At 64.7% G+C, this 21482-nt stretch carries 22 protein-coding genes; 18 read left to right on the plus strand and 4 right to left on the minus strand.

What is annotated here, in order from left to right; genetic code table 11:
• Positions 1 to 5: 5 nt before the first annotated feature.
• The 10 genes from lptC (at position 6) to ptsP (ending at position 8370) form a co-directional block, all read left to right on the plus strand.
• Positions 6 to 596 carry an LPS export ABC transporter periplasmic protein LptC gene (lptC, locus tag C8J98_RS08490; protein WP_233260182.1) on the plus strand — a complete coding sequence of 197 codons (591 nt, stop codon included), beginning with the start codon at positions 6 to 8 and terminating at the stop codon, positions 594 to 596.
• Complete coding sequence (gene lptA, locus C8J98_RS08495) at positions 559 to 1221, plus strand: lipopolysaccharide transport periplasmic protein LptA (RefSeq protein ID WP_107912765.1); 663 nt, start codon at positions 559 to 561, stop codon at positions 1219 to 1221. Before lptC ends, lptA begins: the two co-directional genes overlap by 38 nt.
• Positions 1222 to 1225: 4 nt before the next feature.
• Complete coding sequence (gene lptB / locus C8J98_RS08500; RefSeq protein ID WP_107912766.1) at positions 1226 to 1945, plus strand: LPS export ABC transporter ATP-binding protein; 720 nt, start codon at positions 1226 to 1228, stop codon at positions 1943 to 1945.
• 99 nt (positions 1946 to 2044) lie between these two features.
• On the plus strand, positions 2045 to 3526 hold the full coding sequence (locus C8J98_RS08505) for an RNA polymerase factor sigma-54 (RefSeq protein ID WP_107912767.1): 1482 nt from the start codon (positions 2045 to 2047) through the stop codon (positions 3524 to 3526).
• A gap of 117 nt (positions 3527 to 3643) precedes the next feature.
• A complete protein-coding gene (gene raiA / locus C8J98_RS08510) occupies positions 3644 to 3994 on the plus strand; it encodes a ribosome-associated translation inhibitor RaiA (RefSeq protein WP_107912768.1) in 351 nt (116 codons plus the stop codon).
• 77 nt (positions 3995 to 4071) lie between these two features.
• Positions 4072 to 5022 (plus strand): HPr(Ser) kinase/phosphatase, encoded by a 951-nt coding sequence (gene hprK, locus C8J98_RS08515; protein ID WP_107912769.1) that lies wholly within the window; start codon positions 4072 to 4074, stop codon positions 5020 to 5022.
• A gap of 20 nt (positions 5023 to 5042) precedes the next feature.
• Positions 5043 to 5924, plus strand: coding sequence for an RNase adapter RapZ (rapZ, locus tag C8J98_RS08520; protein ID WP_107913052.1), 882 nt, complete (start codon positions 5043 to 5045; stop codon positions 5922 to 5924).
• Positions 5925 to 5963: 39 nt separating this feature from the next.
• Positions 5964 to 6356, plus strand: a complete 393-nt coding sequence (locus C8J98_RS08525) for a PTS system fructose IIA component family protein (RefSeq protein ID WP_046967004.1) — start codon at positions 5964 to 5966, stop codon at positions 6354 to 6356.
• The gene (locus C8J98_RS08530) at positions 6349 to 6618 is read left to right on the plus strand and encodes an HPr family phosphocarrier protein (protein WP_107912770.1); all 270 of its coding nucleotides are present in this window, start codon (positions 6349 to 6351) and stop codon (positions 6616 to 6618) included. The genes C8J98_RS08525 and C8J98_RS08530 overlap by 8 nt, the downstream gene beginning before the upstream one ends.
• 3 nt (positions 6619 to 6621) lie before the next feature.
• The gene (ptsP, locus tag C8J98_RS08535; RefSeq protein ID WP_107912771.1) at positions 6622 to 8370 is read left to right on the plus strand and encodes a phosphoenolpyruvate--protein phosphotransferase; all 1749 of its coding nucleotides are present in this window, start codon (positions 6622 to 6624) and stop codon (positions 8368 to 8370) included.
• Positions 8371 to 8629: 259 nt separating this feature from the next.
• Here ptsP and C8J98_RS08540 read toward each other — a convergent pair whose 3' ends face one another.
• On the minus strand, positions 8630 to 8929 hold the full coding sequence (locus C8J98_RS08540; protein WP_107912772.1) for a hypothetical protein: 300 nt from the start codon (positions 8927 to 8929) through the stop codon (positions 8630 to 8632).
• A gap of 643 nt (positions 8930 to 9572) precedes the next feature.
• On the opposite strand from C8J98_RS08540, the gene C8J98_RS08545 reads away from it, so the two are divergent.
• Genes C8J98_RS08545 through C8J98_RS08555 form a run of 3 tightly spaced genes read left to right on the plus strand, consistent with a single transcriptional unit; the run spans position 9573 to position 11430 of the window.
• Positions 9573 to 10184: a hypothetical protein gene (locus tag C8J98_RS08545; protein WP_107912773.1), complete on the plus strand. Its 612-nt coding sequence runs from the start codon at positions 9573 to 9575 to the stop codon at positions 10182 to 10184.
• Positions 10185 to 10196: 12 nt separating this feature from the next.
• Complete coding sequence (locus tag C8J98_RS08550) at positions 10197 to 10403, plus strand: hypothetical protein (protein WP_107912774.1); 207 nt, start codon at positions 10197 to 10199, stop codon at positions 10401 to 10403.
• A complete protein-coding gene (locus tag C8J98_RS08555; RefSeq protein ID WP_146171601.1) occupies positions 10378 to 11430 on the plus strand; it encodes an XVIPCD domain-containing protein in 1053 nt (350 codons plus the stop codon). Before C8J98_RS08550 ends, C8J98_RS08555 begins: the two co-directional genes overlap by 26 nt.
• Positions 11431 to 11792: 362 nt before the next feature.
• On the opposite strand, the gene C8J98_RS08560 is transcribed toward C8J98_RS08555, so the two are convergent.
• Both C8J98_RS08560 and C8J98_RS08565 read right to left on the minus strand, forming a co-directional pair.
• A complete protein-coding gene (locus tag C8J98_RS08560; RefSeq protein ID WP_107912776.1) occupies positions 11793 to 14264 on the minus strand; it encodes an acyl-CoA dehydrogenase in 2472 nt (823 codons plus the stop codon).
• A 5-nt stretch (positions 14265 to 14269) separates the two neighbouring features.
• A complete protein-coding gene (locus C8J98_RS08565) occupies positions 14270 to 15106 on the minus strand; it encodes an alpha/beta fold hydrolase (RefSeq protein ID WP_233260184.1) in 837 nt (278 codons plus the stop codon).
• 191 nt (positions 15107 to 15297) lie between these two features.
• Between C8J98_RS08565 and C8J98_RS08570 the strand changes: the two genes are divergently transcribed.
• The 5 genes from C8J98_RS08570 to C8J98_RS08590 all read left to right on the plus strand — a co-directional run bounded on the left by C8J98_RS08570 (position 15298) and on the right by C8J98_RS08590 (position 19856).
• Positions 15298 to 15888, plus strand: a complete 591-nt coding sequence (locus C8J98_RS08570) for a TetR/AcrR family transcriptional regulator (protein WP_107912777.1) — start codon at positions 15298 to 15300, stop codon at positions 15886 to 15888.
• A gap of 96 nt (positions 15889 to 15984) precedes the next feature.
• Positions 15985 to 17775, plus strand: a complete 1791-nt coding sequence (locus C8J98_RS08575; RefSeq protein ID WP_107912778.1) for a phosphoenolpyruvate carboxykinase (GTP) — start codon at positions 15985 to 15987, stop codon at positions 17773 to 17775.
• Between the two features lie 176 nt (positions 17776 to 17951).
• On the plus strand, positions 17952 to 18506 hold the full coding sequence (locus tag C8J98_RS08580; RefSeq protein WP_107912779.1) for a sigma-70 family RNA polymerase sigma factor: 555 nt from the start codon (positions 17952 to 17954) through the stop codon (positions 18504 to 18506).
• On the plus strand, positions 18503 to 18922 hold the full coding sequence (locus C8J98_RS08585; RefSeq protein ID WP_107912780.1) for a hypothetical protein: 420 nt from the start codon (positions 18503 to 18505) through the stop codon (positions 18920 to 18922). The genes C8J98_RS08580 and C8J98_RS08585 overlap by 4 nt, the downstream gene beginning before the upstream one ends.
• A 25-nt stretch (positions 18923 to 18947) precedes the next feature.
• Positions 18948 to 19856 carry a DUF4097 family beta strand repeat-containing protein gene (locus C8J98_RS08590; protein ID WP_107912781.1) on the plus strand — a complete coding sequence of 303 codons (909 nt, stop codon included), beginning with the start codon at positions 18948 to 18950 and terminating at the stop codon, positions 19854 to 19856.
• A gap of 435 nt (positions 19857 to 20291) precedes the next feature.
• Here the strand turns inward: C8J98_RS08590 and C8J98_RS08595 are convergent, their stop codons facing one another.
• Entirely contained in the window at positions 20292 to 21248 is a 957-nt protein-coding gene (locus tag C8J98_RS08595; RefSeq protein WP_107913054.1) for a hypothetical protein, read from the minus strand.
• Positions 21249 to 21482 lie beyond the last annotated feature (234 nt).

The following is a 21482-nucleotide window of genomic DNA, read 5'->3' on the forward strand; positions in this document are numbered from 1 at the left end:
GCCTGATGCTCCTGTTCAAGGACCGCAGTGCCGCGGGTATGGCCGGCGTGCTCGCGGTCGCTCTCGGCGCCAGCGTGCTGCTGTATTACTGGGTCGCACCGGATGCGAAGGTCGACGACTTCGTCGGTCCGCCGCGGTCGGGCTACGTGGTGACCAACTTCACTCTCGATTCCTATAACGACCTGGGCCAGCCGGCCTTCACGCTGATCGCGCCCCATGTCGAGCGCCGCGAGGGCGACGAGTCGCTGTACATCAACGCGCCGGACTTCGTGCTTCCTCCGACCAAGGACCTGACCGCACCCCCGTGGAAGGGACATTCGCAGTACGGCTGGGTAAACAAGGACGGCAGCCTGCTCAAGCTGCAGGGCAAGGTCCACATGGACCGCATCGCCTTTGCGCAGAGCCCACCGGCCAGCATCGATACCTCCGAGGTCACGGCATGGCCCAAGGAGAACCGTCTGGAGACGGCAGAGTGGGCCCGGATCGTTCAGGGAGCCTCTACAATGGATGGCGTTGGCATGCGCGCCAATCTCGACACCAAGCATTTGGAGCTCCTCGATGCAGTCCACACCGTCTACCCGCCGCGCAAGCGCTAGGGCCCTCATCGCGGTACTCGGCGTGGCGCTCGTGACGAGCGTGCCCGCTGTGGCCAAGCAGTCGGATCGCAGCCAGCCGACCAACGTCACCTCGAAGTCGTTCGACGGTACGCAGCAGCAGGCGAACAGCACGCAGCCAGGAAAAGTCATCTGGACCGGGAACGTCGTGCTGACGCAGGGCACGCTGAAGATCACCGGCGACAAGGCCACCGGCTTTCTCGACGCCGACAACCAGATCATCCGCGTCATCGTGGACGGCACCCCGGCCCACGTCGAGCAGATGGACGACCAGGACCTGTTGATGCGTGGCCACGCCACCAACATCGACTACAAGCCGGATGACGCCGCCAACAGTGGCAACGGTATTGCCGTGCTCACCGGCAACGCGCACGTGGACAAGCAGACCGACGCGGCCGACAAGAGCAAGCTCAACCAGAGCGACGGCGACAAGATCACCTACAACACCACGAACAGCACGATGACGGGCGAGAGCAATGGCCCCGAGCCCGTGCACATGACCTTCCAGCCGAAGGCCCAGCCGCCTGGCGCCGCCCCGGCGAAGCCTGCCACGCCGCCTGCCGCGACACCGCCGGCCGCCAAGCCGCCCCAACCGAAGAAGCCCTGACCCGATGCTTTCAGCCCAAGGCCTGCAGAAGCGCTTTCGCGCGCGCCAGGTAGTCCGTGATTTCGCCTTCTCCATCCGCGAAGGCGAAGTGGTTGGCCTGCTCGGCCCCAACGGCGCCGGCAAGACCACCTGCTTCTATATGGTGGTCGGACTGATCCAGGCCGACGCCGGGTCGATCAAGCTCGACCAACAGGACATCACCGGCCTGCCCATGCACGCCCGCGCCAAACTCGGCATCGGCTACCTGCCTCAGGAAGCCTCGGTGTTCCGCCGCCTGAGCGTGTCGGACAACATCCTGGCTGTGCTCGAACTGCGCGACAACATGACCGCCAGGCAGCGCGAGGAAGAGCTGGAAAGCCTGCTGGACGAACTGAAGATCGCGCACATCGCCGAGCAGAAAGGCATCAGCCTCTCCGGTGGCGAGCGTCGCCGCGTGGAAATCGCCCGCGCGCTGGCCGCCCGTCCGCGCTACATGCTCCTGGACGAACCCTTCGCCGGTGTCGATCCGATTTCGGTCGGCGAGATCCAGCGCATCGTCCGTCACCTGAAGGAACGTGGCATCGGCGTGCTGATCACCGATCACAACGTACGTGAGACGCTTGGCATCTGCGACCGCGCGTATATCCTCAATGACGGCGAAGTCCTCTCCCGGGGTACGCCCCAGCACATCCTCGCCGACGAAAAGGTGCGCGAGGTGTATCTGGGCCGTGAATTCCGTATCTGACACACTACAACTTCGACCGGTGGGCATAGCTCGCCGGAATGCTGGTTTGGAAAGGTCGCAAGGGGTTACGATGGATTCGACACCTCACGCATCGAAGGCATGAAACCCGGACTTCAGTTTCGCCTGCATCAGCAGCTCACGCTGACGCCCCAACTCCAGCAGGCCATCCGCCTGCTCCAGTTGTCGCAGCTGGAGCTCGAGGCCGAACTCCGCCAGATCGCGGAAAGCAATCCGTTGCTCGAGTTCGCCGAGGACGCCGAAGCCGAGGCCGAGCCGCCCGAAGAAGGCGATTACGACGGCCCCGACTTCCCGTCACGCGACGAGGTCCCCGCCAAAACGTCCAAGGCCGACGAAGAATCCACGGTCACGCCCTCCGAAGAGCTCGCCCCCGAGTGGGACGACGACCGCTTTCATGGTGAGGCTGGCGACTACGCCGGCGCGCCTTCGCGGTCCGGCAGCGGCGACGAGGACGGCTTCGAACCACAGAACGCCGCCCCGGAGAGCCTCCAGCAGCATCTGGAATGGCAGCTCAACCTGTCCCAGTTTTCGCCGCGCGACCATGCGGTCGCCACGGCGATCATCCATGCGCTGGACGAAGACGGTTACCTTCGCGACGGCGTCGAGGCGGTCGAGGCCGCCCTGCCGGCCGAGCTGTACGCCAGCGCCGAAGAGATCGAACGCGTGCGCCAGCGCGTGCAGCGCTTCGATCCCACCGGCATTGCCAGCCTGGACCTGCGCGACTGCCTGCTCTGCCAGCTGTCACAGTTTTCCCTGGATACCCCACACCGCGATCTTGCCATCCGCGTGGTGACCGACGAGCTCGAGCTGCTGGCGCGTAACGATGCCGCCAAGATCGCCCGCCGACTCAAGGCCGCCGAAGAGGATGTGGCCGCCGCGGCCGCCCTGATCCGCAGCCTGGACCCGCGCCCGGGCTCGGCGCTCGATGCCACGCCGGTCGAATATGTCGCCCCCGACGTCTACGCGCGCCGTGAAAACGGCCGCTGGCAGGTCAGCCTCAATCCCGACGCCCAGCCCCGGCTGGGCCTCAACCAGCATTATTGCAACCTCATCGCCCGCGCCCGTGGCGACGACGCCACATGGATGAAGGGCCAGCTCCAGGAAGCCCGCTGGCTGCTGAAGAGCCTACAGTCGCGTGCGGAGACCCTGACCAAGGTCGCCGACGTGATCGTGCGCCGGCAGAGCGCCTTCCTCGACTACGGCCCGGAGGCGATGCATCCGCTGGTACTGCGCGAGGTGGCCGAGGAGGTCGGCATGCACGAATCGACCATTTCCAGGGTGACCACGCGCAAGTACATGCACACGCCGCGCGGTACCTTCGAACTGAAGCACTTCTTCTCCAGTGGCGTGGCCACGGAGGACGGCGGCAGCGCCTCGGCCACCGCCATCCAGGCCATGCTCCGCAAGCTCATCACGGGCGAAGACGCGCGGCGCCCGCTGTCCGACCAGGCCCTGGCCGAGGAACTGCATCGACGCGGAATTCAGGTGGCCCGTCGTACGGTGGCCAAATACCGGGAAGCCCTGCGCATCCCCAGTTCCAGCGAACGTGTCCGCGCCAGTTGAGGCGCGGGGAACCCTCACGGAGGTCCACGGTCCGACTATTTCAGGCTTGAGGAACGGCACTCCGTCGTTCCGCACTCGTCGCCACCAAGGCGGCACCCTCAGCAAGAAGGAGGCGTCATGCAAATCCAGATCAGCGGCCAGCACATCCATCCCACCCCTGCCCTGCGCGAGCGCGTGGAACAGCAAATCGGCCGCTTCGAACGCCTTTTCGACAACATCACTGCTCTCGACGTGGTCCTTTCCGTCGACAAGAACGAGCACAAAGCCAGTGGCACCCTGCATTGCGCGGGCGTCCGCCTCCACGCCGAGGGCATAGCCAGCCTCGAAGACGAAAAGAAACCCGACGCCCTGCATAAAGCCATCGACGCGATGATCGCCAAGCTTGCCGACCAGCTGAAGAAGCACAAGGAAAAGCTCAAGGATCACCACAACACCGAGGGCCGCGACGCACGCGTCGCCGCTCCCTGAACCCCCGTCCACGCTTGATGGCACAATAGCCCCAGCCGGCGCCCTCGCGCCGGCTTCGCCATATCAAGGGATCCAGCGTGGACCGGCTGACCGCCAGACAACTCTTCGACGGGGTACACGAGCGCATGGCGCTGCGTTGGGCCGCGGGCATGCGTGGCGAGTCGCGCGTGCTCGAACCGAACACCAAGCAGAGCCGCCGCCCCTCGCTGGTCGGTTACCTGAACGTGATTTACCCGAACAAGGTGCAGATCATCGGCACCGAGGAACTCAACTTCCTCGACGGCCTGGAGCCCCGCCAGCGCTGGGAAGTGATCCACAAGATCGCTGCCTACCAGCCTGCCGCGCTCGTCGTCACCAAGGACCAGGCGATCCCCTCGGACCTGCGCGAAGTGGCCGAGGAAACCGACACCCCGCTGTGGCAGAGCACGCGCCGCGGCCATGAACTGCTCACCTACCTGCAATACCACCTGGCGCGCACGCTCGCACCGCGGGTCACCCTGCACGGTGTGTTCCTGGAGGTGTTCTCGATCGGCGTGCTGATCACGGGCGAGCCCGGGTCGGGCAAGAGCGAGCTGGCGCTTGAACTGGTCAGCCGCGGTCATCGCCTGGTCGCCGACGACGCCACCGAGTTCACCCTGATCGCGCCCGACGTGATCGACGGTGCCTGCCCCGACCTGCTCCAGGACCTGCTCGAAGTGCGCGGCCTGGGCGTACTGAACATCCGCGAGATGTTCGGCCATACCGCAGTGAAACCCTCCAAGTACCTGCGTCTGGTCATCCACCTCAAGCCGATGCTGGTGGGTGAGGAAACCGACGCGATGACCCGCCTCACCGGCGACGTCAGCCGGCGCAACGTGCTCGACGTGGACGTCCCGAAGATCACCATCCCCGTGGCTCCTGGCCGCAACCTCGCGGTTCTCGTCGAGGCCGCCGTGCGTAGTCACGTACTCAAGAGCAAGGGTATCGACCCTGCGCAGACCTTCATCGACCGCCAGGCACACCAGATGCGCCGGCTGCCACCCTGGTGACCCCTGTGATCGATGAAGTCATGAGCCCCATCGTCGAACCCGACGCCATCCACCTGATCGTCCTCACCGGCATGTCCGGTGGCGGCAAGACGGTCGCGCTGCGCGCGCTGGAGGACCTCGAGTTCTATTGCGTGGACAACATGCCGGCCGAGCTCATACCGCAGCTGGTCGCGGCGGTGAGCCAGGGCGAGCACGGCCCGCGCCGTCGCATCGCCGTTGGCGTGGACGTGCGCAACCGCCGCGTCGACCTCTCCCGCATGCCGCACGTTCTCTCCGAGCTGTCCATGGCCGGCGTGCACGTGCACCTGATCTTCCTGGACAGCCGCGACGACGTGCTGATCAAGCGCTACTCGGAGACGCGCCGGCGCCATCCGCTGGCCGCGGAGAAGCTCTCGCTGGCCGATTCGATCGCCCAGGAACGCAAGCTGCTCCGCCCGCTGATCGCCATCGCCGAAAAGGTCATCGACTCCAGCGACCTCAACGTGCACCAGCTGCGTCGCCTGTTCGCCACCGGCTATGCGGCGGCCTCGGACGGCACCACCCTGCTGTTCGAGTCGTTCGCCTATCGCCGTGGGCTGCCGTCCGACGCCGATTTCGTCTTCGACGCCCGCTGCCTGCCCAACCCGCACTGGGACCCCCGCCTGCGCCCGTTCTCGGGCAAAGACCAGCCGGTCAGGGAATTCCTCGACGCGAACCCCCTGGTAGGCGAATACTATGCCGACGTGACTCGCTGGCTCGAAACGTGGTTGCCACGCTTCGAGGGCGAGGATCGCAGCTACGTCACCGTTTCGATCGGCTGTACGGGCGGGCGCCATCGCTCGGTCTACCTCGTCGAGAAGCTGGCCCAGCATTTCCGCTCGGAACGCGGCAACGTACTGACATTTCATCGTGAGCTCGAATAACGCCATGACCCAGCCCAAGAAACACGACGAGTCCGGGCGATGAGCGTCGGCGTCCTCCTGATGACCCACGAAGCGGTCGGCAAAGCGCTGATCTCCGCCGCACGTCACGTCATGCCCAGGCTGCCGATGGACGTGGATGCCGTGGAAGTGCCGCCCAGCGCGGACCCCGACGTCATGCGCACGCTCACCGCCAAGCATGCCCGCGACCTCGACCATGGCGACGGCGTGCTCGTCCTCGCCGACCTTTACGGCGCAACGCCCTGCAACATCGGCCTTTCCCTGAGCGAACTGGGCGTGCACCTGCGCTGCGTTTCGGGACTGAACCTGCCGATGCTGCTTCGCGTGCTCAACTATTCAGATAAATCGCTGACCGAACTGACCGAGATCGCGGCCAGTGGCGGTCGCGGAGGGATTTTCATCGACCATGCTTGAACGGGACATCGTGGTATCCAACCGGCTGGGCCTGCACGCACGCGCCTCAGCCAAACTCGTCCAGCTGGTTTCCAGCTTCAAATCGACCGTCTGGATCATCAGCAAGGGTCGCGAAGTGAATGCCCAGAGCATCATGGGCGTGATGATGCTGGCCGCCGGCATGGGCACCGCCCTCGGCGTGCGGGCTGTCGGTGAAGACGAAGAAGCCGCCCTGGCGGCGGTGGTCGAATTGTTCGACCGCAAGTTCGATGAGGGTGCCTGACCGATGAGAGTCGTGCTGACCGGCACGCAAGCCGCCCGGGGCATGGCCCTGGGTCGCGCGCGTCTGGTCCAGCCGAGTATCTATGCGGTCGACACGCGCATGCTCGAGGACGCGGAGATCGCGCCTGAGATCGAGCGACTGCACAAGGCCATCGACAGCGCCCGCACGGAACTGCGTGAACTACGCGGCAAGTTGCATGGCGCACTGGCGCGCGAGGTCGGCGACTTCATCGACGCCCACAGCCTGCTGCTGGACGACGAAGAACTGCTGCGCGGCCTCGACGAACTCGTCGCCGTCGGCCACTACACCGCCAGCGCCGCACTGAAAATGCAACGCGACCGCCTCGCCGCGGTGTTCGACGCCATGAACGACCCTTACCTGAAGAGTCGCGGTGAAGACATCGACCAGGTGATCGGCCGTGTGATGTCCGCCCTGCTCCAGCAATCCAGCCGCGAGGAGCGCAAGCTCGCCGCGCGCGTGGGCGAGATCGTGGTGAGCGACACCGTCGCCCCGGCCGACCTGGCCAGCATGGCCGGCCAGGGCATGCTCGGCGTCATCGCCAGCGCGGGCAGCATCTATTCGCATAGCGCCATCCTCGCGCGCAGCTTCAACCTACCGATGCTGGTCGGCACCAAGGACGCACTCGCCACGATCAACGACGACGACCTCGTCCTGATCGACGCCGAGCACGGCGAAGTCATCGTGCATCCGACCGCACAGGATCTCGCCCGTTATCGCCAGTGGCAGCGCCAGGCCGCCGCCGAAGGCCGTCGCCTTGCCGCCCTCGCCTCCGCGCCAACGCTGACCAAAGACGGCGCCCACGTGCGCCTCTACGCCAATGCCGAACTCATCGGCGACATCACGCTGGCCCGTGCCCGCGGTGCCGACGGTGTCGGCCTGTATCGCTCCGAATTCCTGTTCCTGCGCCAGCGTGGCCTGCCCTCGGAAGAGGAGCAGTTCATCGCTTACCGCGATGTCGTTCTTGGCATGGGCGGCCTGCCTGTGACCATTCGCACGCTCGACCTCGGCGCCGACAAGGCCGATGCCGCCGGACTCGCCATTCGTGGGGAAGAGAATCCTGCGCTGGGCGTGCGTGGCATTCGCCTTTCACTGCGTTACCCCGACATTTTCAGCGTGCAGTTGCGGGCCATTCTGCGTGCCGCCTGCTATGGGCCTGTGCGTATTCTCATTCCGATGATTACCCATCTGGGTGAAATGACCGACGTGCGGCGGCTGATCAAGAAGGCGCGTGAGGATCTCGCTCGCGAAGGGCAGGAATTGCCGGAGCGCCTGGATATCGGCGCGATGATTGAAGTGCCGGCTGCTGCGATCGGTGTCACCTCGATCCTCGAGAAGGCTGACTTCCTCGCCATCGGCACAAACGACCTTGCGCAGTATGTGCTTGCGGCCGATCGTAACAACGACGCGCTGGAAGGCATCTACGATCCGTTGCAGCCGGCGTTCCTGCGGTTGATTGCGCATGTGATCGCGAGTGCGCGGCGGGCGAAGAAACCGGTGAGCCTGTGCGGCGAAATCGCCGGCGATACGCAGTTCACGGCACTGCTCCTGGCCATGGGCCTGGAGGAATTCAGCATGCACCCGGGGCAGCTGCTCCAGGTGCGCGACCGCCTCACCACGCTGGACTGCAAGGCGCTTCGGCGTGCGGCCCCGCGGTTGTTCCGTGCGCATTCGCGCGATGAGGTGGAGGCGCGGTTGCTGGAGGTTGTGGCTCGGCAGGATGGCTGCGGCTGACCAGCCTGCAGACTCTGTAGGGCTCGGCTTCGCCATCGCGCTTACGCTCGGACGCTGAGGGAAAGGGAGTCGACGGCTGACATTTTCGTCACTAAGCCCTCGTCCGGCCTTCGCCTCCCTGCGGAGTCGTTCCGAAAACGCCAGCCGTCGACTCCCCTCCAAACGTGACACTGGCTTGCAAGGCGAGCAAAGAGCAGTTGTGCGGCTGCGCTGAATCGCCCGCAAGCCCTATTGTAGGAACCGCTTCAGCGGCGAAGCTTCAATGTGGACCCACCGCGTTCCCACTCATTTCACCCTTCTCCCACGCAAGCCGCGCATGCGCCTCGGCCGCGCAATGTGCTCCCATCTGTGTAAGCGCCGCAACCGCATCAAGCGACAACGCCATCCGCCGGCAATCGACGGTGTCGGACTCATGCACGAATTCAGCGAGCAACTCCGTCAGCCCACCCGCGTACTGAAGCAGCTCGGCAGCGTTGTTGAGAAGCTCATGCGCTGAGGCATCGGGATCGATGTAATAGCGAGCACGGCGAACCGTGCCGCTCTCATTAACAATAGACATCACTGCTCCTTGATAAGCCATCGCTCGTCCAGGTGCGGCACGCCCACAAAGCGACGTGCCGCGGATCTAACGGACTCGCGGTTTCACGACTGCCCGTGACCGGGCGCCGGGTGGCTTGATTGATGAAGTGGGTGGACGTCAGCCCGCTTCGTCGGCGCTCGTAGGTACGCGCCGGGTTATACGGCCAAGAAACATCTCAGAAATCGCTGACGCCCTGGTTCTTCAACCGTATCTGCGAGGGACGCAGACAACCCGGTAACCGTAGGGGGTGCCGCCGGTGAGATCCGGCGGGCGAGCGAGTGACGTATGATCGGTAGCAATCACGATTGACTCCTGGTTAGTTGATTGTGGCCAGCGAAGCAGGCGTGCTCGTAACACTCCTGCTTCGCGCTTTTCACCGCATTGAGCGATGGTTGCCTGCGCGACACGACGAACGACGACGCAGGCAACGGAACGACCGTAGCAAAACAACATTGGGTTGTCTGTAGGCCTCACCTCAAGGGCCCGATGTCGCTATCTGGAACGGAGATAGGCGACACATGATGGATGCGAATTTCCGTATTCCTGCATCCATTCGAAGCCAGTAGCTGCAAAATCCGCGGTATCTCAAAATCCCATCCATCGGCCATTTCGGAGGTACATCTTGAACAAGCTCCAATATATGGGAGTCGCGACCGCTCTATACCTGGCAGCTTCCGCCACACACGCCACCGACTCCAACCAAGTCCCGGCAGGCCTACAGTCGCTCTTCGGCGCGCACGACACCGTGCTGGCGATGAAGAGCGCCAAGCCTCTGGGTAAAGATGACGCGGGAATAGTCGTGGTGGTTCGTCACCCTCTCGCGTATGGCCAGCAACGCAATCTATGCGACCTGATTGTGCTGACGAACGACAACGGACAGCTTGCAGTTTCGGAGAAGAACGACAAGGTCGTGGAGTGCACCTATAACCAGGCGACCAAGAGTGCTGGCGTCCTCGGCCTCAACAACAATCTCACCGCGACCTCCAACGAAATTACCTATTTCAATGAGCTGGCTCGGGGTGGTACGACCTATAGCTTCGAGTGGTCCAAGGAGAAGTCCGCGTGGCATCTTCAGCACGTTGAGGCAACGTCCGTGCAGAACGGCGATAGCGGCGTTGTTGTGTATAGGTCGACCCTCGACTATCCCTCGAGCCTGCCCTGGATTTCCCTGGCCGACTTCGACCCGAAGCTCATCCGCGAGCCTATTGCCAAAAATCGGAAAGCCGTTAAATAAGGAAATGACGCCATGCCCCAGCTCAATCAGAGTTCTGCCCTGCTCCTGAAGCGGTTCATCGATGCGGGAGTCACCTCCCCTGAGGAATTGGCCAAAGTCATGGGGAATGCCTCCGTAGAAACGGGAAGCTTCTCCACTATGCACGAACGATTGGGGTACCGGACCGTTGATCAGGTCGTCACGGCAGTAAGAAGTGCTGGCACGCGCAACACCCCCTGAAGAAATCCAGAAGGCCATCGACAGCCACGATCCGAAACAGATGGCCCACATTCTGTACGACGGTCGTGCCGATCTGAAGAACACGGAGCCTGGCGATGGCTGGAATTTTCACGGGCGGGGTTACTTTCAGTACACCGGCCGCGACAACTACGAGCGCTTCGGCGATAAGTTTGGGTACGACCTCAAGAGCAACCCGGACATGGCCGCGGATCCGGAGGTCGCCGCCAAGCTAGCGGTCGCGTACTGGAAAGATCGGGTGCCGGAGGCCGATCGAACAGACGCTTATTCGGCGGGTGTCGCGATCAACGGTGGGGAGAATGGCGCGGACGAGCGCGTCTCGCGATCCGCCGAATGGGCCACGCTCATCACCCCCGATCTGGTGCGCGGCGTGCAAGAGGGCACGATTTCACTCGAAGAGCTCGCCACCCGCGGTAACGAACCGCCTCAGGCGGCCGCACAATCCAATGCAACTGCGCCCCTACGCACCGGCGCTTCCGGTAGTCCTGTTGCGAACTTGCAAACGCAACTCAACGCGCTTGGATACAAGGACAGCCAGGGCCGCCCCCTTCAAGCGGATGGATCTCTTGGCCCGGCGACGGATACCGCTGTTCGAGCCTTCCAACAAGACCATCACCTGACGGTCGACGGCATAGCAGGAGACCGTACGCTGGAGACCTTAAGCCGTTCCCAGCCAGCATCGACAATCACCCTCGACGATCCTGCACATGCCGGTCACGCGATGTATGGGCAAGCGCTGCAGGTAGTCCAACGTCTGGACGCGCAACAGGGCCGACCCTCCGACTACATGAGCGCCAATCTTGCTGGAGCCTTGAGCGCGCAATCCCGTGCAGAAGGCATGACCAGGATTGATCACATCGCCCTGAGCGACGACGCGAGCAGGGCCTATGTCATCCAAGGGGATCTGAATTCGCCCTTCAAACAACACGCATCCGTCGACGTCGCCCAGGCCGTCGTTCAGCCGCTCGAACAAAGCAGCCATGCATGGACGCAAGCCAATCAGCAATAACAGCAACAACAGCAGATGGCCACGCCGGCCATCGAGGTACCGCAGCAAGCAGCCACGGCACCCACAATGACGCGGTGATTCGTTCCCTTGGGGAGCGCAAACGACCGCGCCCTGCTCTCCTTACAGCCCAGTGGCAGGCATGGGAGGGAGCCGTCGGCTGCCGTTCTCGGAGCGACTCCGCAGGGAGGCGTAGGCCGGACGAGGACTTAGCGACGAGAATGGCAGCCGGCGGCTCCCTCCCCTCAGTGCGCAGGCGCAACCGCGATGGGGAAGCCGAGCCTGCCGACGAAGCAAACAAAAAAGGCCGCGATTGCTCGCGGCCTTTTTCGCCGATGAATCGGCTCCCACAGGGACGCCTCGCCTTAGGCGGCGCGTACCTTTTGCATGGCTTCGGCGTTGCGCTTCACGCCAGCCTGCAGCTCTTCGCTGTCGAAGTCGTCGACCGAAATGAACTCGGCGACGCCGTCGCGCACGCGCTGGAGCAGGTCGCGCTCGGCGGTGGTGATGGCGCCGAGCTTTTCGGCTTCGGCAAGTTGTTCGTTATACGTGTGCGACTTCAGCTGACCGCCCTTGAACGCCTTCAGGAACTTGCGCTCCACCGGCTCGGCGGCGATCACGTCCGGCAGGAGCGCGTTCATGCGACCCACCGTGTTGTTCGCCGTCGGGGTGAGGTAAGTCCAGGTGGTCAGGCGGTCACGGGCTTCGCTGGGCGCGGTGATCAGCGCGGCGACGCGGCGACCAAGGCGATCCGACGGCGGCACTTCGCGGCGACCGAACGGGAAGACCAGGGCACGCAGCACCCAGGCGACCGGGCGCACCGGGAAGTTGCGGATCACGCCATCCAGCGCCATCTGCATGTTCCACACGCACTGGTGGAAAGCCCAGGCCAGCAACGGACGATCCGCTTCCGGACGACCGGTGTCTTCGTAGCGCTTGAGCATCGCACTGGCGATGTACAGGTAGGAGAGGACGTCGCCCAGACGGGCTGAGAGCTTTTCCTTGAACTTGAGCTTGCCGCCGAGCACACCCATCGCCACGTCGGCGCACAGTGCCAGCGCCGCGGAGTAACGGTTGAGCTTGCGGTAGTAGCGGCGCGTGTAGGCGTCGCCGGCGGTCTCGCCGATCTTCGCAGCGGTCAGACCGAGGACGAAGCTGCGCACGGCGTTGGAGAAGCCAAAGCCGATGTGGCCGAAGAGCGCCTTGTCGAAGGTCTTCAGGCGCTCGCGGTAGTCGGCAATGCCGAGTGCCTGCATTTCCTTCAGCACATAAGGATGGCAGCGGATCGCACCCTGGCCGAAGATCATCAGGCTGCGCGTCATGATGTTCGCGCCTTCCACCGTGATCGCGATCGGCACCGACTGCCAGCCGCGACCCATATAGTTCTTCGGGCCGAGGATGACACCCTTGCCGCCGTGCACGTCCATCGCGTCCGAGGCGATCTGACGGCACCATTCGGTGGCGTGGTACTTGGCGATGGCCGAGGGCACGGCCGGCTTCTCGCCGCGATCGACCGCGGCAGCGGTGGCGCGCGAGAGGGCCTGCATGGCATAGGTCAGGCCGCCGATGCGGGCGAGCGCTTCTTCCACGCCTTCGAAACGACCGATGGCGAGACCGAACTGCTTGCGCATGCGTGCGTACGAACCCGTGGCCGAAACCGCCATGCGCGATGCTCCCGTGGCGTTGGACGGCAGCGAGATGGCACGACCGACCGAGAGGCATTCGACCAGCATGCGCCAGCCCTGGCCAGCCATGTGCGGACCACCGATCAACACCGACAGCGGCACGAACATGTCCTTCGCGTGCACCGGGCCGTTCTGGAACGGGGTGTTCAGCGGGAAGTGGCGACGGCCGATTTCCATCCCCGGGGTTTCGCGCGGCAGCAGTGCCAGCGTGATGCCCAGGTCTTCCTTCTCGCCCAGCAGTTTTTCCGGGTCGTACATGCGGAACGCGAGGCCGACGATGGTCGCGACCGGCGCCAGCGTGATGTAGCGCTTGTCGAAGGTCAGGCGGATACCGACGGTTTCTTCGCCGTTCCACATGCCCTTGGTGACGATGCCGAAGTCCGGAATCGAAGTGGCGTCCGAACCGGCGTAGGGGCCGGTCAACGCGAAGCACGGGATTTCACGGCCATCGGCCAGGCGCGGCAGGAAATGGTTCTTCTGCTCGTCGCTGCCGTAGTGCATGAGAAGCTCGCCGGGCCCGAGCGAATTCGGCACGGCGACCGTGGAGGCGACGGTCTGCGACATGCTCGAGAGCTTCTGCAGTACGGCCGAGTGAGCCAGTGCCGAGAAGCCGAGGCCGCCGTAAGTCTTCGGGATGATCATGCCGAAGAACTTGTTCTTCTTGATGAACTCCCACACGTTCGGCGGCAGATCAGCCAGCTCGTGGGTGATCTGCCAGTCGTCGATCATGCCGCAGAGTTCTTCGACGGGGCCGTCGAGGAAGGCCTGCTCTTCCACCGAGAGTTCCGGCTTCGGCTGGCGCAGCAGCTCCGACCAGTCCGGCTTGCCCGAGAACAGCTGGCCTTCGAAACCGACCGTGCCAGCCTCGAGGGCGGTCTGCTCGGTTTCGGACAGCTTCGGCGTCACCTTGGCGAAAATCGACAGCAGCGGCGCGCTGATCTTCTTCCGGCGGAAGTCGACCATAAGCAGCGGCGCGGCGACCAGCGCCAGCAGGATCAGCACGACGACCGTGGTTACCGGCGCACGCGCGAGCAGGCCGACGACGAGGGTCGTGGCCGCCGTGGCGAGAGCCCACGTGCGCAGCGACGTGCGGTGGTAAGCGCAGGCACCGGAGGCAATGAGTGCCGCCAGTACAACCAGGATTGCAGACATCGGTATTACCTCGGGAGCGATTGCATGAACTGGGAAATCTCGCGCGTAAAGGCGTCGTTCGCGTCACCGGCCACCATGTGCGTGGCGTCGGCGAGGGAAACATGACGCGCATGCGGCACGAGACGGAGAAATTCGTCGACGGTCTGGGATGAGACTACGTCGCTGCGGCTGCCGGAAAGCAGCAGTACCGGCACCTTGACGCGCGCGGCGGCCTCGAACAGGCGCGGCTGGTAACGTTCGCTTTCCTGGACCAGACCGCCATCGAGCAGGGCGGGGTCCCAGTGCCAGCGCAGGCGACCGTTCTCGTCCTGACGCAGAAGCGGCTTGAGCTGCGCTTCGGATTTGCGCTCACGGCGATGCGGCAGGTACGCCTCGATCGCCGAGGCCGCCTCCTCATAACTCGCGAAACCGTCCGGGTGCGCGCGCATGAAGCCGAGGATACGTTCGACCCCGGCGGTTTCCCAGCGCGGGGTGATGTCGACCAGGATCAGTGCGGAGAACGGCCGGCGGCCCTCCTCGGCTTCGCCGGCGGCCATCAGGCCGAGCAGCCCGCCCATCGAGGCGCCGACCAGCACCGGCGGCTGGCCGTCGGGCGAGATGGCTTCAGCCGACACCGTGAGCAGATCGTGGACGAACTGCTCCATGTGGTAGTCGCCGCGCGGCACACGTTCGCTTTCGCCGTGCCCGCGGGCATCGAAGGTGGTGGCGTCGAAGCCCTGTTCCGCCAGGGTCCGTGCCGCGCCGTTCCAGGCATGGCGCGTCTGCCCGAAGCCATGCGCGAAGACCAGCGCCGGCGAGCGCACGCCCGTCCAGCGCTGCGTGGCGAGGGCGATACCGTCCATCGAGACCAGGCTCGACAGGGAGGATGACAGCGGCGTGGATTGAGCGACCATACGGGCGAGTATGTAGCCCTGGGCCGGGTGCGTCAATACGGTTGCGTACGGTCACGCAATGGCAACCAAGTCAAGGTCTTATGCAACAAGCCGGGAGCCTGCCGGATTGCAAACGGCGGCGTCTCGGCTACCATGCGTCGATGACCGACGGTGCCAAGAACGAACGAGTCCGCCTCTCCGCAGAAGACTGGGAAGATGGCGCCCTAGCCCTTATCGCCGAACAAGGCGTCGGCGCGCTCGCCGTGGAGGCGCTTGCGCGCCGCCTGGGCGTGACCAAAGGCAGCTTCTACTGGCACTTCCGTACGCGCGAAGCCCTGCTCCAGGCCTCGCTGGAGCGTTGGGAAGAATACGGCGAACGCGAGGTTCTCGGCGAGATCGAGCGCATCGCCGATCCGCGTAAGCGTTTACCGGAACTGTTTCGTCGCGTCGCCCACGAACTGCAGGCGCATCGCGTCTACGCCGCCCTGCTCAAGGCGCTCGACCATCCGCAGGTCGTGCCGGTGATGGCGCGTGTATCGCAACGGCGTATCGAGTTCCTCACCACGATGTACCAGGAAGCCGGCCTCGAACCCGTCGTCGCCCTGCATCGCGCGCGCCTTACCTATGCAGCCTACGTCGGCTTTCTGCAGCTGAACTTCACCCTCGGTCTGCCGCGCCTGAGCCACGACGAGTTCGACGCCTATGTCGAGCACGTGATCTTTACGCTGACGCCGGCCAAACCGTCCGCGTGAGCTGAACGGCACGGCGCGATTTGCTGCGCCGTGCCTTGCCAATACCAACGCTCGCAAACTACTGTCTTCACAGCGTTTAACTGGAGACCACAACGGATGCGTTCGTACGGAAGTTCCCTGGAAACATTGAATCGATGGGTTGACGATGTCGCCCGACTGACGGAGCCCACCTCCGTTCGCTGGTGTGACGGCTCGGACGCGGAACACGCGGAACTTGTCCAGACGATGCTCGCCAGTGGCGATCTCCTCCCGCTCAACGAGGAGACCAACCCCCGCAGTTACCTGCATCGCTCGAATCCGTCGGACGTCGCGCGCGTCGAGCACCTGACCTTCGTCTGCACGCCGGAGGAGGAAGAAGCCGGCCCGAACAATCACTGGATGGCGCCGGCCGAGGCGCACGCGAAGATCGACGCCCTGTTCGCGGGGGCCATGCGCGGCCGCACCATGTATGTCATTCCGTATTGCATGGGCCCGATCGATTCACCGCTTTCGCGTTGCGGCGTCGAGATCACCGACAGCCCCTACGTGGTCGCCAATATGCGCATCATGACGCGCATGGGCGCCCCGGCCCTGGCGCGCATCGAGCGCGAAGGCCAGTTCGTCAAAGGCCTGCATTCCACCGGCGACCTCGATCCCGAGCGTCGCTTCATCATGCATTTCCCCGAAGAGCTCTCGATCAAGTCGATCGGCTCCGGCTATGGCGGCAACGCCCTGCTCGGCAAGAAGTGCCACGCGCTGCGCATCGCCAGCCACCAGGCCCGTCGCGAAGGCTGGCTGGCCGAGCACATGCTGATTGTCGGCATCGAGAACCCGCAGGGTGAGAAGCACTACATCGCCGCGGCGTTCCCGTCGGCCTGTGGCAAGACCAACCTGGCCATGCTCATTCCCACCGAGGGCTACCTCAAGGCCGGATGGAAAGTCTGGACCGTCGGCGACGACATCTGCTGGATGACGCCGGGTGAAGATGGTCGCCTCTGGGCGATCAACCCCGAAGCGGGCTACTTCGGCGTCGCCCCGGGTACGGGTGCGAATACCAATCCGACCGCCCTGGCCACGCTCGGCCGGGATGCGATCTTCACCAACGTCGCCGTCACCGCCGACGCGCGTCCGTGGTGGGAAGGCCTCGGCGAAGGCGAACCGGTGACCGACTGGCAGGGGCGTCCGTACGACGCGGCCAACGGCCCTGCCGCGCATCCGAATTCCCGCTTCACGGTCAGCGCGAAGCAGTGCCCGAGCTGGGCGCCGGAATCGGAAGACGCCGCTGGCGTACCCATCTCGGCCATCGTTTTTGGCGGCCGTCGCCCCTCGCTGGTGCCGCTGGTATTCGAGGCGAAAGACTGGGCCCACGGCGTGCTCGTCGGCGCGGCCATGGGTTCGGAGACCACGGCTGCCGCTACCGGTGCGGTCGGTGTACTGCGTCGCGATTCCATGGCGATGAAGCCGTTCTGCGGCTACAACTTCGCCGACTACTTCGCGCATTGGCTCTCCTTCGACAAGCCCGGCGCGAAGCTGCCGCGGATCTTCCACGTGAACTGGTTCCGCAAGGACGCCGACGGCCGCTTCATGTGGCCCGGCTATGGCGAGAACCTCCGGGTGCTCGACTGGATGATCCAGCGCGTAGCCGGCAAGGCCGAAGGCATGGAAACGCCGATCGGCGTGGTGCCGGCCAAGGGTGAGCTCAATGCCGAGGGCCTGGTCCTGAAGCCGGGCGCCCTCGACGAGCTGCTCCACGTCGACGTGGAAGGCTGGACCGAAGAGCTCAACGCCATCGGCCTGTACCTCGACGGCTTCGGCGCGCGCATGCCCGAGCGCCTGAAGGCCGAGCGCCTTCGGGTGAGCAAGGCCCTGAAAGCGGCCGTGGAACGTCGGGCGACCAACGTCGCCTGATTGGGGGGGCTTTGTGTGGGAGCCGATTTATCGGCGATTAGCGTTCCGGCGTCTCCGCTCCGTTGGCCTTTCGCCGCTGAAGCGGCTCCCACATGTCCTAGCCCTTAAACGCTTCTCCCCTTGCCGGCATCCAAGCTGGCAAGATGAATGCCCTATGCCTCGCCGCCACTTCCTTCATGCAGCCTGAGCTGCCTGTTGCCACGTCCGATGACGATGTGGTGCGCGCTGCCGTCGGCGGCGACCGGAAGGCGTTCGAGACGCTCTACCGCAAGCATTCGGACCGGGTCTATGGCGCCATCCTTCGCCTGGCCGCCTTCGACCATGCCCGCGCGGAAGACCTGACCCAGGAAGCCTTCATCCGCGCCTGGCAGAAGCTCGACGGCTTCCGCTTCGAGAGCGCGTTCGGCACCTGGGTGTACCGGTTGGCGGTGAACGTGGCACTCATGTCCATACGTGCCCGCAACGCCGACCCCGTCAGCATCGTCGACGATGAACATCTGCCGGACATCGCCGACCTCGATAATCCCTTCCGCGCCGTGGAGCGCGACGAGTTGGAAAAGGCCATTTCGGCGTTGCCGCCGCGGGCCCGTGCGGTGCTGGTCCTGTACGACGTGGAAGGTTGGAAACACGAGGAGATCGCCCTTGAACTCGGGATGGCGGTCGGTTCCTCGAAAGCGCAGTTACACCGTGCACGCGGACTGCTCCGCCGCGCACTGGGAGATAAGCCATGAATGACCTCGATTACCTGCGCCAGATGCGCTCCCTCAACCGGCAGGTCGCGCCTCGTCGCGACCTGTGGGCCGGCATCGAAGCCCGTCTCGACGAGGCGCCTGTCGCCGTGGCTCCACGACACCGACGCGCCCAGCCCTGGCTGATGGCCGCCGCCATCGCCGGCGTGGCCCTGCTTGGCGGAAGCCTCGGACTCCATCTCGTCGCGCCCACCGGCAGCGACGCCCTTGCCAGTGAAACCCACTGGAAACCGACCGACCCGCGCCTCTCCGGAGCCGCGGTAGAACTCGACGCCGCGCGCATGGAGCTGACCCAGGCCATGCAGGACTCCCCCGATTCGGCCGCCCTGCAGCGCCTGCTGCTGAAGACCGAACGCCAGCGCGACCGTCTGCGTAACCTCGAAAAGCAAGCCGGCTAACATGCGAACAGCCAGGACCCCACTCATGAAAACGCTCTATGTCACTCCCCTGCTGCTGGCGTTCTCGATCGGGCAGGCATTCGCCTCCACCCCGATCAACCTGTCGAAAGACATCCGGCCCAATGCGAAGGTCAGCATCGACAACGTCAAGGGCGAGGTCACCGTGACCGCCTGGGACAAAAACCAGATCCAGGTCTCTGGCACGCTGGGCGACGGCGCCCGTCCGCTGGAGATCGAAGGCAGCGACGGCAACGTGGAAATCCACGTGGACAGCGACTCGAAAGAGCACTCCATGTTCAGCTGGGGCAGCGATACCCGCATGCAGCCCACGGTGCTCAACGTGCGCGTGCCGAAAGCCGTCAGCGTCGAGATCAACGTGGTCAGTGCACCGGTCAGTATCGACGGCCTCGACGGCGGCAAGGTCGAGATCAACTCGGTCAGCGGCCGCGTCCGCGGCAACCTGCGCTCGCCCGACATCAACATGCAGACCGTCAGCGGCAGCATCGATCTGGCCGGCAGCGCGGCCAAGGCCGATCTACAGACGGTCTCCGGTGACATCACCGCACCGAACGTCACCGAGCGGATCGAAGCCCAGACCGTGTCCGGCCGCATGACGATCGGCGGCGGCCCCTGGAAGCAGGCCAACTTCAGCACGGTGTCCGGCGACACCCAGATCACCGGCGGTCCCTCGCGAGACGGCAAGATCGACGTCGACTCGATGAGCGGCGATGTCCAGCTCCAGCTTCCGTCCGACGTTTCCGCCAAGCTGGATGCCTCCACCTTCAGCGGCAGCATCCGCAGCGATTTCGGCACGCCTTCCAGCGGTGAAGACGGCCCCGGCAAGCAACTGAAGACCACCATCGGCGGCGGCGACGGACACATCCACGTCGAGTCCTTCAGCGGCGATGTGAAGCTACGCGGCCAGGGTCGCTGAGTCGCGAGCCCGTCCATCGCACATTGCAGGACACAGGCTCGCCTTCGGCATCGAGTTCACGCTCGCGCTGCGGCGCAAGAGCCAGCGCTGAGGTTCGTGGGGTCGAGCAACCGCTCGCTATGGGATGGACGACCGCCCCCTGCTGCCTCTTGTAGGAGCCGATTCATCGGCGAACCCTCCGGCTGTCGTGTCTTCGAATGAGGCCTTGCGCTGATCGGGCGAGCGGTTGAACCGCCTGCACGATGCGGTGCAACGCCTCATTCGCGGTATCACCGTTGAGGGTTCGCCGGCGCAGCCGGCTCCTTCAATGGCAGCGGCGTAAGCCGCTGGTGATATGGGGCGCGTAGCGACCGGCCTTTCGCCGCTGAAGCGGCTCCCACACAAAGGGTAGTCACACAAAGTGCAGCCACAAAAAAGCCGCCTCGTGGGCGGCTTTCAGAGGTCCTGGTGGTACTGGACGTAAGGGGTTCGTGCCTGATCGGGCTCGGGACCGGCGGGTCCGGTGGGCGCGTTACCCGATGACCAGACATTCTGGGCACCGACCGAGAGCTGGCCGCGCCAAGGCAGATGCCAGGTGACACCGAGGTCGATAGCGCTCCAGCGACGGTCGCCGTTGATCTGGTTGAGAGCTGTCGCCTCGGGCTGCATCGTGCGGCCCGTGATCAGGCCCGAGACAGGGCCGCGGTCGACACCGAAGCTCAGCGCTTTCTGGTCGACCGAGCCGATGCCGAGCAGGTTGCCCGGCGTGAGCCGGATACGACCGATGCTGGCGCCGAGATCGATACCACTGCGCGCGCCCAGGTCGAGCCTGCCGTGCGCGTTGAATTCGGTGCTCGAGGACAAGGCTGTAATCGGCAAGCCGGAGGCGGTGGCCAGGCCCGGGAGCACGCGAGGCAAGGCGGCACCCGTGCCGGTAGGACGACTCGAGCCCACGCCGAGACCGAGGCTGTAACCGGTACCATTATACGTAGCGCCGACTTCACTACCGACGATGCGCGGCGGCGCACCCGGCGCATTGCAGAGGTCGCCGCGCGCCGTAGCGGAACTGCCGCAGGATTCCACGGAATTCATCCAGCCCTGGCCGGTGATGTTGGCATGAGCCTGTACGTGCGGACCGAGGTCGTACTGAAGACCGCTGGAAATGAACGGACCGGCGTCCACCGCATGCAAGGCAAACGGCTGGGTAGCGTCGGTACGATCATCCGTCGTCAAGGCGAGCGTGCGACCGTCCGGGGCGCGCCAGAGCGGCACCGAGCCCTGCGCATTCTGGGCGTAGCCGTCCGCTTGCTGGCCGAGGAGTCGGTTTGCCGTGGCGTCCGAACCCACCGGCACAACTTGCCCTGCCGCGGCGAGCGGCATCAGCAGTAGCAAGGTGAGAAAGGATCTGCGCATGTTCATCTTATCGGCAGGTGGCTGAATTCCCCGAGGTCCCGCTTCAGCCTCGCGAGAACAGACTCAGTGTATCGCGTTTTACGTTTTACTAACACCCCACGAGGTGGCCTTCAGGAATCAGGCCAGCTGCCGTTTATGACCATCAGGGGGAATCGTCGCATGCTGGCGCAAGGCCCTTGAGACCGGGGCTCCGCGCCCATCGCGCGCCCGCCTTATCGCATATAGACTGACCCG

The organism is Luteibacter sp. OK325, assembly GCF_003050935.1.
In the GTDB taxonomy this organism is placed as follows: domain Bacteria; phylum Pseudomonadota; class Gammaproteobacteria; order Xanthomonadales; family Rhodanobacteraceae; genus Luteibacter.

What these genes read in the sequence shown, in the direction of transcription:
- C8J98_RS08595 (WP_107913054.1), bottom strand. Translation starts at nt 21,248, where the DNA reads ATGCGCAGATCCTTTCTCACCTTGCTACTGCTGATGCCGCTCGCCGCG.
- C8J98_RS08580 (WP_107912779.1), top strand. Translation starts at nt 17,952, where the DNA reads ATGCAGCCTGAGCTGCCTGTTGCCACGTCCGATGACGATGTGGTGCGC.
- C8J98_RS08565 (WP_233260184.1), bottom strand. Translation starts at nt 15,106, where the DNA reads ATGGACGGTATCGCCCTCGCCACGCAGCGCTGGACGGGCGTGCGCTCG.
- C8J98_RS08560 (WP_107912776.1), bottom strand. Translation starts at nt 14,264, where the DNA reads ATGTCTGCAATCCTGGTTGTACTGGCGGCACTCATTGCCTCCGGTGCC.
- lptA (WP_107912765.1), top strand. Translation starts at nt 559, where the DNA reads ATGCAGTCCACACCGTCTACCCGCCGCGCAAGCGCTAGGGCCCTCATC.
- raiA (WP_107912768.1), top strand. Translation starts at nt 3,644, where the DNA reads ATGCAAATCCAGATCAGCGGCCAGCACATCCATCCCACCCCTGCCCTG.
- C8J98_RS08575 (WP_107912778.1), top strand. Translation starts at nt 15,985, where the DNA reads ATGCGTTCGTACGGAAGTTCCCTGGAAACATTGAATCGATGGGTTGAC.
- C8J98_RS08570 (WP_107912777.1), top strand. Translation starts at nt 15,298, where the DNA reads ATGACCGACGGTGCCAAGAACGAACGAGTCCGCCTCTCCGCAGAAGAC.
- rapZ (WP_107913052.1), top strand. Translation starts at nt 5,043, where the DNA reads ATGAGCCCCATCGTCGAACCCGACGCCATCCACCTGATCGTCCTCACC.
- lptC (WP_233260182.1), top strand. Translation starts at nt 6, where the DNA reads ATGCTCCTGTTCAAGGACCGCAGTGCCGCGGGTATGGCCGGCGTGCTC.
- C8J98_RS08505 (WP_107912767.1), top strand. Translation starts at nt 2,045, where the DNA reads ATGAAACCCGGACTTCAGTTTCGCCTGCATCAGCAGCTCACGCTGACG.
- C8J98_RS08550 (WP_107912774.1), top strand. Translation starts at nt 10,197, where the DNA reads ATGCCCCAGCTCAATCAGAGTTCTGCCCTGCTCCTGAAGCGGTTCATC.
- ptsP (WP_107912771.1), top strand. Translation starts at nt 6,622, where the DNA reads ATGAGAGTCGTGCTGACCGGCACGCAAGCCGCCCGGGGCATGGCCCTG.
- C8J98_RS08530 (WP_107912770.1), top strand. Translation starts at nt 6,349, where the DNA reads ATGCTTGAACGGGACATCGTGGTATCCAACCGGCTGGGCCTGCACGCA.
- C8J98_RS08525 (WP_046967004.1), top strand. Translation starts at nt 5,964, where the DNA reads ATGAGCGTCGGCGTCCTCCTGATGACCCACGAAGCGGTCGGCAAAGCG.
- C8J98_RS08585 (WP_107912780.1), top strand. Translation starts at nt 18,503, where the DNA reads ATGAATGACCTCGATTACCTGCGCCAGATGCGCTCCCTCAACCGGCAG.
- C8J98_RS08540 (WP_107912772.1), bottom strand. Translation starts at nt 8,929, where the DNA reads ATGTCTATTGTTAATGAGAGCGGCACGGTTCGCCGTGCTCGCTATTAC.
- C8J98_RS08590 (WP_107912781.1), top strand. Translation starts at nt 18,948, where the DNA reads ATGAAAACGCTCTATGTCACTCCCCTGCTGCTGGCGTTCTCGATCGGG.
- lptB (WP_107912766.1), top strand. Translation starts at nt 1,226, where the DNA reads ATGCTTTCAGCCCAAGGCCTGCAGAAGCGCTTTCGCGCGCGCCAGGTA.